This window comes from Rhodopseudomonas sp. BR0C11 (assembly GCF_010820945.1).
In the GTDB taxonomy this organism is placed as follows: domain Bacteria; phylum Pseudomonadota; class Alphaproteobacteria; order Rhizobiales; family Xanthobacteraceae; genus Rhodopseudomonas; species Rhodopseudomonas palustris_H.
Map to the genome: position 1 here is coordinate 1 of NZ_QTKI01000187.1, position 8,855 is coordinate 8,855.

Annotated in this window: 9 protein-coding genes; 7 read left to right on the forward strand and 2 right to left on the reverse strand. The window is 67.2% G+C overall.

The genetic code is table 11. The annotated features are described in order from the left end of the window. The 3 genes from DYI24_RS15150 to DYI24_RS15160 form a co-directional block, all read left to right on the forward strand. The coding region (locus tag DYI24_RS15150; protein WP_283810861.1) for a phosphoribosyltransferase family protein at positions 1–426 on the forward strand (426 nt) is incomplete at its 5' end. Continuing rightward, positions 423–2,051 (forward strand): MBL fold metallo-hydrolase, encoded by a 1,629-nt coding sequence (locus DYI24_RS15155; protein ID WP_164572875.1) that lies wholly within the window; start codon positions 423–425, stop codon positions 2,049–2,051. The genes DYI24_RS15150 and DYI24_RS15155, both read left to right, overlap by 4 nt. 173 nt (positions 2,052–2,224) lie before the next feature. Continuing rightward, positions 2,225–2,440: a hypothetical protein gene (locus tag DYI24_RS15160; protein WP_107345766.1), complete on the forward strand. Its 216-nt coding sequence runs from the start codon at positions 2,225–2,227 to the stop codon at positions 2,438–2,440. A 23-nt stretch (positions 2,441–2,463) separates the two neighbouring features. Here the strand turns inward: DYI24_RS15160 and DYI24_RS15165 are convergent, their stop codons facing one another. Then, positions 2,464–2,901 (reverse strand): tautomerase family protein, encoded by a 438-nt coding sequence (locus DYI24_RS15165; protein WP_246701266.1) that lies wholly within the window; start codon positions 2,899–2,901, stop codon positions 2,464–2,466. Positions 2,902–2,967: 66 nt separating this feature from the next. Here DYI24_RS15165 and DYI24_RS15170 point away from each other — a divergent pair, with 66 nt between their 5' ends. The 4 genes from DYI24_RS15170 to DYI24_RS15185 all read left to right on the forward strand — a co-directional run bounded on the left by DYI24_RS15170 (position 2,968) and on the right by DYI24_RS15185 (position 7,500). Continuing rightward, entirely contained in the window at positions 2,968–3,837 is an 870-nt protein-coding gene (locus DYI24_RS15170; protein WP_246701267.1) for a LysR family transcriptional regulator, read from the forward strand. A gap of 117 nt (positions 3,838–3,954) precedes the next feature. After that, a complete protein-coding gene (locus tag DYI24_RS15175) occupies positions 3,955–4,956 on the forward strand; it encodes a Fe(3+) ABC transporter substrate-binding protein (RefSeq protein ID WP_164572877.1) in 1,002 nt (333 codons plus the stop codon). A gap of 143 nt (positions 4,957–5,099) precedes the next feature. Continuing rightward, positions 5,100–6,746, forward strand: coding sequence for an ABC transporter permease (locus tag DYI24_RS15180; protein WP_164572878.1), 1,647 nt, complete (start codon positions 5,100–5,102; stop codon positions 6,744–6,746). Positions 6,747–6,861: 115 nt separating this feature from the next. Further along, complete coding sequence (locus DYI24_RS15185) at positions 6,862–7,500, forward strand: hypothetical protein (RefSeq protein ID WP_164572879.1); 639 nt, start codon at positions 6,862–6,864, stop codon at positions 7,498–7,500. Between the two features lie 20 nt (positions 7,501–7,520). Here DYI24_RS15185 and ftsH read toward each other — a convergent pair. Next, a partial coding sequence (gene ftsH / locus DYI24_RS15190; RefSeq protein WP_164572880.1) for an ATP-dependent zinc metalloprotease FtsH occupies positions 7,521–8,855 on the reverse strand: 1,335 nt, incomplete at its 5' end.

The following is an 8,855-nucleotide window of genomic DNA, read 5'->3' on the forward strand; positions in this document are numbered from 1 at the left end:
GTGGTGGTCGGACCGGATTCCGAATCCCAGCAATGGGTGGATGCGCTCGCCAAACTGATCGGCACGCGATCCGCAGTCGCGCAAAAGATCCGCCATGGCGACCGGTCGGTCGATATCGCGTTCGCTGATGCCAGCGCGGTCGCGGGTCGGCCGGCATTGCTGGTCGATGACATCGTCTCCTCCGGCGGCACGCTGATCGCCTGCACGCGCGCGCTGCTCGGCGCCGGCGCAACGTCTGTCGACGCCGTGATCACCCACGCGCTGTTTCCCCCGGCGATGCTGCGCGACTTCGCCGCCGCCGGCATCTGCACCATCCGCTCCACCCACTCCGTGCCGCACCCGACCAACGCGATCACACTCGACGATCTGTTCGTCGAGGCGCTGCGAGCCGAGATCGGCACGACCATTCAGGAGACCCGCGCATGAGTGTCACCATCCGATTCTGCGGCGCTGCGCGCACCGTCACCGGCTCCTGCTATCTATTCGAGACCAAGGGCAAACGCTTTCTGGTCGATTGTGGCCTGTTCCAGGGCCACAAGACGCTGAAGGAATTGAACTACGGCGCGTTTCCGTTCCGCCCGTCCGAGATCGATGCAGTGCTGCTGACGCACGCCCATATCGATCATAGCGGTCTGCTGCCGAAGCTGGTGCGCGAGGGCTTCAAGGGACGGATCCTGGCGACCCGCGGGACGATCGATTTGTGCTCCTACATGTTACCTGACGCCGGCAGCATCCAGGAGTCCGAAGTGATGATGCTGAACCGCCGCAACGCCGCGCGCGGCAAGCCCGAAGTCAGCCCGATCTACACCCAGGCCGACGCGATCGCGACGCTGTCGTCGTTCTATCCGGTCGATTACCAGAGCTGGGTCAACGTCCTCCCCGGCGTGCGCGCGCGATTCTGGAACGCCGGTCATTTGCTCGGCTCGGCCTCGATCGAAATCGAGATCGACGGCGAGGGTCGCTCGTCATCGGCGCTGCGGTTGCTCGCCTCCGGCGATATCGGCCCCGACGGCAAGCTGCTGCAGCCCGATCCGGAAGCGCCTGCGCATTTCGACTACGTGATCTGCGAGTCGACCTATGGCGACCGCGTGCGCGAGCCGACCTCGCCGAAACTCCGCCACGAGCGGCTCGCCGCCGAAGTCAACGCCGCCGCGGCGGCGCGCGGCGCCCTGGTGATTCCGGCATTCGCGGTCGAGCGCACCCAAGAGCTGATCGTCGACCTGATCGACCTGATGGAGAAGGGAACGATCCCGAGCGCGCCGATCTTCCTGGATTCGCCGCTGGCGATCCGCGCCACCGAAGTATTCCGCCGCCATGCCGCCGATCTCGACGAAGACGTCGATGTCGAACGGTTGCTGGCCTCGCCGCATCTGCGCTTCACCGAAACGGTGGAAGAGAGCAAGGCGATCGCCAAGCTCAATGGCTTCCACATCATCATTGCCGCGAGCGGCATGTGCGATGCCGGCCGCATCCGCCATCATCTCAAGCGCTGGCTGTGCCGCTCCACCGGCACCGTGTTGCTGGTCGGTTATCAGGCCAACGGCACGCTCGGCCGCTTCCTCGAAGAAGGCGCCAAGGCGGTGCGGATCATGGGCGAGGAAGTCCGCGTCAAAGCCAAGATCCGCCGCATCGACGATTACTCCGGCCATGCCGACGCCGGCGAGCTGACGCGCTGGATCACCGAACGGCGACCGATCGATCGCGGGCTGTTTCTCGCGCATGGTGAGGAAACCGCGATCGCCGCATTGGCGGAACGGCTCGGCGGCGGCGTACTGCCGGCCGCGAAGATCTTTCAGCCTGTGCTCGATGACGTCTACGAACTCACCACCCCGGTTCCGACCACGCAGGCCGGCAAGCATCGCCGGCGGCTCGAGCCCGAATCAGTGGTCAAGCTCGACTGGCACAACGAGATGTCGAAGCTGCTGCTCGATATCAACGCCAGCGTCGAAGCCGCCGCTGACGAGCGCGCGCGCAGCGTGATCATTCGCCGGCTGCGCCGCGCGCTCGACGACAACGGCAATGCCAACGGCGCGCAGGCGGGGCGGCGTTAGCCCCGTTATGGATCGGACCTCATGGCCTGAATACCATTCGTGCAAGGTTTGATTCACTCTCGGCATTACAACACCGCTGCGCCACCGAATTGCGCGATTCGATTGCAGCTATTCGAATTGCATTCCCCCGAGGGCTGTGTGCTAGACTATCTCGCACATGCACAATCCGGGGGATGCTCGTGAGTGCGAACTATCATGTCGCCGAAGGCGACCAGAATGCACTCGGTCAGTATCTGGTCGCCCGGGCGGCCAGCTGCAGCGCTGATCGACGTCCGCATCTGAAGATCGCCTGCATTCATTGTGGCGCCGAATACGTCGCCGCCGAAGTCAATTTCCATGCGTGCAAATGCCCGGCCTGCCAGAACGGTGCAGGCAACCTGCTGCTCTGAAGCCGTTGCCGCGCCGGCCGCTGTCAGCCCGGCGCGCGATACGCATACGCCTCCTGCGTGACCCCGCCATAGCCATAGGCAGCCGCCCGGCAGTCGATGATGTGGATGTTCGAGTGCGGGTGCAGGTCACCGATCAGCTCTGACAGCAGCGCAAACGCGTCGCGGTGATACGCGGCCTTTTCCGCCTTGGTGTTGGTCTCGTCGGTAATCGTCACCTCGAGCTTGAACGCGTTCTTGCGCCAATCGCTGAGCGCACGGCCGGCGATGAACCACTGATCGGCCGGATGATGGCGGATGAACACTGCCGTGCGATCGAGTTCCTTGCGCAGCACCCGGCAGGTGAGTTCGGCGACCGCGGCAGCGAGCCGTCCGGTCAGCGCCGGGTCGAGGGAGAGGGAAACCGTCAGGGTGATGCCGGGCATGTCCGCTGCTTTCTGGTGGTGGATGTCGATGCCGATCATGCCCGGTCTCTTTCCTCCTGAAAAACGGGAAGATACGATATCATCCATCTGATTTTCGGGTGGATGATGAGCCGGCTGTTCGACCTCGATCTCCTCAACGCGCTGGTGGTGGTGGCCGAGACCGGCAGCCTGTCGGCGGCGGCGCCGCGCTTATGCCGGTCGCAATCGGCGGTCAGCGAGCAGATCCGCAAGCTGGAGGAGATGTGCGGGCAACCGCTGTTTCGCCGCGGCAAGAGCGGCGCCAGCCTCACTCCCGCCGGCGAACGTCTGATCGGACACGCCCGCCAACTGCTGGCGCTGAGCGATGCCGCCTATCGGGACATGCACGCTGCCCAGCTCGCCGGCGAACTGCGGCTCGCGATCACCGATTACTTTCGGCCGGGCGCGCTGCCCGGCATCCTGCGCCGCGTGCGCGACCAGTTTCCGCATCTGCGGCTGCACGTCTCGATCCGCAAGAGCGCGCTGATCGAGGAGACCGCGGTTTCCGATGAGTTCGACATCGGCCTGTCGATGGCGATTCTCGACCGTCCGTCGCGGCGGAGCGCGGCGAAGCGGATCAAGCTGCGGCGCGAGCCGCTGTTGTGGGTCGCCGACCGCTCGTTCGTGATGCCCGACGACGGCGTCCTGCCGCTCGTCGTGCTGCCTGACACCTGCTCGCTTCAGCGCTTCATCGCGCGCACGCTGACGGCGCACCGGCTGCCGCATACGGTGATGCACTCGGCCTCCGGCGTCGGCGGACTGCACCTGGCGCTGGCCGCCGGCCTCGGGCTGACCTGCCTCAACGCGTCGGCCGTGCCGGCGGACGCCGTGGTGCTGGCCGCGGGCGACCGGCTGCCACCGCTGCCCGAAGTCGAATTCAGCCTGGTTCCGCCGCGCCGTGACGAGCCGGCGCTGGTCGGCAAGGTGCGCGACATGCTGGCCGAGCAGCTGCGCTGACGGGCGCCGCCCGCGCCCCCGGCTGGAATAGTTCTAATCGCGACATTGCGCCGCTGCACTGCCCTGATGGCCTGAGCTACTGACAAGCGTTCTCGATTTTCGTCAGGAGCCCGCCGTATGAGCCGTTTCCGTGCCGCTGCCCTCGCACTTGCCGCCGTTTTCGTGCCGTTCGCCGCCGGGGCCGCCGAGCAGGTCAACGTCTACACCTACCGCGAGACCAAGCTGGTGCAGCCGCTGTTCGATGCCTTCACCAAGGACACCGGAATCGCCGTCAACGTGATCTCGGGCCTGGAGCAGCGGATCAAGGCCGAGGGCGCCGACAGCCCAGCCGACGTGCTGCTGACGGTCGACATCGGCCGGATCGACGACGCGGTAGCGGCGGGTATCAGCCAGCCGATCAACTCCACCGTAATCGACGAAATCGTGCCGGCGCAGTTCCGCGATCCGAACGGCCAGTGGGCCGGCATCTCGATGCGGGCGCGGGTGATCTACGCCTCGAAGGATCGCGTCAAGCAGGACGCGATCACCTATGAGGAGCTGGCCGACCCGAAGTGGAAGGGCAAGATCTGCATCCGCTCCGGCCAGCACATCTACAACAACGCGCTGTTTGCCGCTTACGTTGCCAAGCACGGCGAGGCCAAGGCCGAGGAATGGCTGCGCGGCCTGAAGGCCAATCTGGCGCAGAAGCCGTCCGGCGGCGACCGCGAGACCGCGCGCGACGTCGCGGCCGGCAAATGCGATCTCGGCATCGGCAACACCTACTACTGGGCGCTGATGCTGAACGATCCCGACAAGAAGGCCTGGGCGGACGTGACCCGCGTCGTGCTGCCGACGTTCGAAGGCGGCGGCACCCACGTCAATCTGTCGGGCGTGGTGCTCGCCAAGCACGCGCCCAACAAGGCCAACGCGGTGAAGCTGATCGAATGGCTCGCCGGTGAGAAAGCGCAGCAGATCTACGCCGACGCCAACTACGAATATCCGATCCGCGCCGGCGTGCCGCTCAACCCGATCATCGCCGGCTACGGCAAGCTGAAGCCGGATCCGCTGCCGATCGCCAAGATCGCCGCCAACCGCAAGGCCGCCTCGACGCTGGTCGACAAGGTCGGATTCGACAACTGAACGTCATCACACCTCCACCGCAGGCAGACTTCCCTCATCCTGAGGAGCCCGGCGAAGCCCTGAGGGCGAAGCCGGGCGTCTCGAAGGATGAAGCCAAAGATCACGTCCTCATGGTTCGAGACGGCGCTGCGCGCCTCCTCACCATGAGGACGGCGCCTAGTGCGTCCGACACCGAACTCGTCGTCCTCGGTCTCGCCCTCCTCACTGCCCTGCTCGTCGCCGCACCGGTGATCAGCCTGATGCTGATCGCGCTGCAGCCGGCGCCGGAGGTGTGGTCGCATCTGATCGCCTATGTGCTGCCGCGCGCGGTGAGTGACACCGCGCTGCTGATCGCCGGGGTCGGCACGCTGACGCTGCTGATCGGCACCGCTACGGCCTGGCTGGTGTCGTCGCACGACTTTCCCGGCCGCTCCGCGCTGATCTGGCTGCTACCTCTGCCGCTGTCGGTCCCGACCTATCTGTCGGCCTACGTCTATGTCGATCTGTTCGAGCCGCTCGGGCTGGTGCATCGCGCGCTCAGCCTGACGATGCCGGCCGAGCAGGCGGTGCAATGGCTGCCGCCGATGCGGTCGCTGCCCGGCGCGATGCTGCTGCTCGCCGCAGTGCTGTATCCTTACGTGTATCTGTCGGCCCGCGCGGTGTTTCAGGCGCAGGGGACCGATGCAATCGAGGCCGCCCGGACGCTCGGCGCCGGCCGCTTCACCATCCTGCGCCGAGTGGTGCTGCCGATGGCCCGGCCTGCGCTGGCAGTCGGCGTGGCGCTTGCCGCGCTCGAGACGCTGAACGACATCGGCGCCTCCGAATATCTCGGCGTCCGCACCCTCACCGTGTCGGTGTTCAACACCTGGCTGAACCGCGGCAGCCTCGCCGGCGCCGCGCAGCTGTCGCTGGTGCTGCTCGGCTTCGCCGCGCTGCTGATCGCGATCGAGCGCATCGGCCGGCGCAACGCCAGCGTCGAGCTGTCGGCGGAGAGCCCGCGGCTGCGGTCGCGGACGCGGCTGCGCGGCCTCAAGGGCGGCCTCGCAACCACGGCCTGTCTGCTGCCGCCGCTGTTCGGCTTCGTGCTGCCGGCCGCCTATCTGATCGGCGAAAGCCTGCGCCGCAGCCTGTCGATCGGGATCGACCCGGCGCTGTGGCGCGACGCCCTGCACACCGTGACGCTCGCGGCGCTCGCAACCCTGATCGCACTCGGGCTCGGCCTGATCGTGGTGCTGGCCGCGCGTTGGCGCGAGGCCCGCATGACGCGCGCCGCCATGGCGGTCGCCCAGCTCGGCTACACGCTGCCCGGCCTGGTGCTGGCGCTCGGGCTGCTGACCCCGGTGCTGGTGATCGACGGCACGGTCGCCAACATCTTCCGCTCCTTCGGCTATCCGTCGCCCGGCCTGATCCTGATGAGCACCGGCGGGGCGGTGGTGGCCGCCTATGTGATCCGCTTCCTGGCGGTGCCGACCGGGCTGTTGAAGGCCGGGTTCGACCGCATCCCGCGCGACTACGACGATTCGGCCCGGGCCGCCGGCGCCGGCCGCCTCGTCACGCTCTGGAAGATCGACCTGCCGCTGCTGCGCCCGGCGCTGGTCGGCGCGGCGATCCTGGTGTTCGTCGATTGCCTGAAGGAGCTGCCGGCGACGCTGCTGCTGCGACCGCTGAACGTCGAGACCCTGTCGACCTCGATCTACCAATACGCCAGCCGCGGCAGCTTCGAGGACGGCGCGCTGGCGGCTCTGATCATCGTCGCCGCCAGCATTCCGCCGGTGATCTGGCTGACCCGGTTCTCCGACCTGCCGGAATGAGCCGGCCGCCACGCTGCCGCCGTCATCCAGTGGCTGATGGGGTTCGGAACTCGGCGCTGCGGCGATCCGCAGAACCGGCTGGCCCCGCCCCGTCCACGACCGTATAATCCGCCCGATGACGCAGATCCGGATCTCTCCTGTCGCCGCCCGGTGCGGCCTCGCCCTCGCCGCGATGCTCCTCGCCGGAGCGTCCGCCCAGGCGCAGGTGGCACCGATCCGTTATTGGGTGCCCGGCGGGCCGTTCGGCTTCGGCGGCGGCGCGACCGAGAGCTGGCAAGCGCTGAGTTGGAGCGACGTCCCCGGCTTCACTGCTGAGACCGATGAGAATGGCGAGCTGCGCAGCGGCTTCGTGGCACGGAGCTACAGCGCTCCGGTGACACCGCTGGCCGGCGGCTTGGGCTGGAACAGCCCGGGCGGCGCCGGCGCATTCGGCAATTTCGGCTCGCTCGCGTCCGAAGGCTCGCAATACGGCTACCGCTTCAAGGGCGTCGGCGACATGCCGGTGACGCTGTTCGGCGGCGTCGACAGCCTGAAGTACAAGCCCGACGTTTTCACCTCGCTGACCTCGCCGGGCTTCGCCAGCAGCAACACCGCGGCCACCACCGTCAACGCCGGAATCGAGATCAAGCCGACCTCGAACGTCAGCCTGTCGTTGTCGGCCGGCTACACCCAGTACAACGGCACCACCGACAGCGACATCCGCTCCAATCTGCTGCCGGGCGAGTCGCCGATGTTCTCGGGCGGCCGACGCTAATCAGTCGTGTCGGCACTGGCTCAGGCCGGTGCATCGGCCGGCGATTGCGGCACTCGCGCACCTTGGCCGGCAAACGCCCGCAGGTCCTGCTCGTCGAGTGTCTCCTTCTCCATCAGCCGGCGGGCCGAGCGTTCGAGCTGGTCGCGGCGCTCGCCGAGCAGCTTGACGGTGCGATCGAAGGTGGCATCGACGATGCGTTTGACCTCGTCGTCGACGGCCGCCGCGGTCTCATCGGAGTAACTACGCTCCTGCGGCCCGTAATACGGCTGGTCGCTCGCCAGGAACGAGCGGCGATCCTTCTCCAGCGCAACGTGGCCGAGCCGTTCGCTCATGCCGTAGCGCGTCACCATCGCCCGGGCGATGTCGGTGACCTTCATCAGGTCGTCGGCGGCACCGGTCGACAGATGGCCGAACACGATCTTTTCCGCGGCGCGGCCGCCGAGCAGCACCGCCATCTTGTTCTCCAGCTCCTCGCGGGTCATCAGGAAGCGGTCCTCGGTCGGACGCTGGATGGTGTAGCCGAGCGCGCCGACGCCGCGCGGAATGATCGACACCTTGTGCACCGGGTCGACGCCGGGCAGCGCCATCGCCACTAGCGCATGTCCCATCTCGTGATAGGCGACGATCTCGCGCTCCTTCGGATTGAGCAGGCGGTTGCGCTTCTCGAGGCCCGCGACGATGCGCTCGATCGCGTTGTTGAAGTCCTGCATCGTCACCGCATCGGCCTTGCGGCGTGTCGCCAGTAGCGTCGCCTCGTTGACGAGGTTCGCCAGATCGGCGCCGGTGAAGCCCGGCGTCAGCGCCGCGATCTGCTCGGGCGATACATCCGGGGCAAGCTTCGCCTTGGTCATATGCACGCCGAGGATCTGGATACGGCCTGCCTTGTCCGGGCGATCGACCAGCACCTGGCGATCGAACCGGCCGGCGCGCAGCAGCGCCGGATCGAGGATTTCGGGGCGGTTGGTGGCGGCGAGCAGCACCAGGCCGGTCGAGGAATCGAAGCCGTCGAGCTCGACCAGGAGCTGATTCAGCGTCTGCTCCTTCTCGTCATGACCGCCGGCGTAAGGCCCGATGCCGCGGGCACGGCCGAGCGCATCGAGTTCGTCGATGAAGATGATCGCCGGAGCCTTGGCGCGGGCCTGCTCGAACAGATCGCGCACCCGCGCGGCACCGACGCCAACGAACATCTCGACGAACTCCGAGCCGGAGATCGAGAAGAACGGCACGCCGGCTTCGCCCGCCACCGCTTTCGCCAGCAGCGTCTTGCCGGTGCCGGGCGGACCGACCAGCAGGATACCCTTCGGCATCCGCCCGCCGGGCCGGCCGTAGCCGTCCGGATCCTTCAGCAAATCGCC

Excerpts from the sequence above, each read along its gene's own strand:
- DYI24_RS15180 (WP_164572878.1), top strand. The coding sequence starts at position 5,100 with ATGAGGACGGCGCCTAGTGCGTCCGACACCGAACTCGTCGTCCTCGGT.
- DYI24_RS15170 (WP_246701267.1), top strand. The coding sequence starts at position 2,968 with ATGAGCCGGCTGTTCGACCTCGATCTCCTCAACGCGCTGGTGGTGGTG.
- DYI24_RS15185 (WP_164572879.1), top strand. The coding sequence starts at position 6,862 with ATGACGCAGATCCGGATCTCTCCTGTCGCCGCCCGGTGCGGCCTCGCC.
- DYI24_RS15155 (WP_164572875.1), top strand. The coding sequence starts at position 423 with ATGAGTGTCACCATCCGATTCTGCGGCGCTGCGCGCACCGTCACCGGC.
- DYI24_RS15165 (WP_246701266.1), bottom strand. The coding sequence starts at position 2,901 with ATGATCGGCATCGACATCCACCACCAGAAAGCAGCGGACATGCCCGGC.
- DYI24_RS15175 (WP_164572877.1), top strand. The coding sequence starts at position 3,955 with ATGAGCCGTTTCCGTGCCGCTGCCCTCGCACTTGCCGCCGTTTTCGTG.
- DYI24_RS15160 (WP_107345766.1), top strand. The coding sequence starts at position 2,225 with ATGCTCGTGAGTGCGAACTATCATGTCGCCGAAGGCGACCAGAATGCA.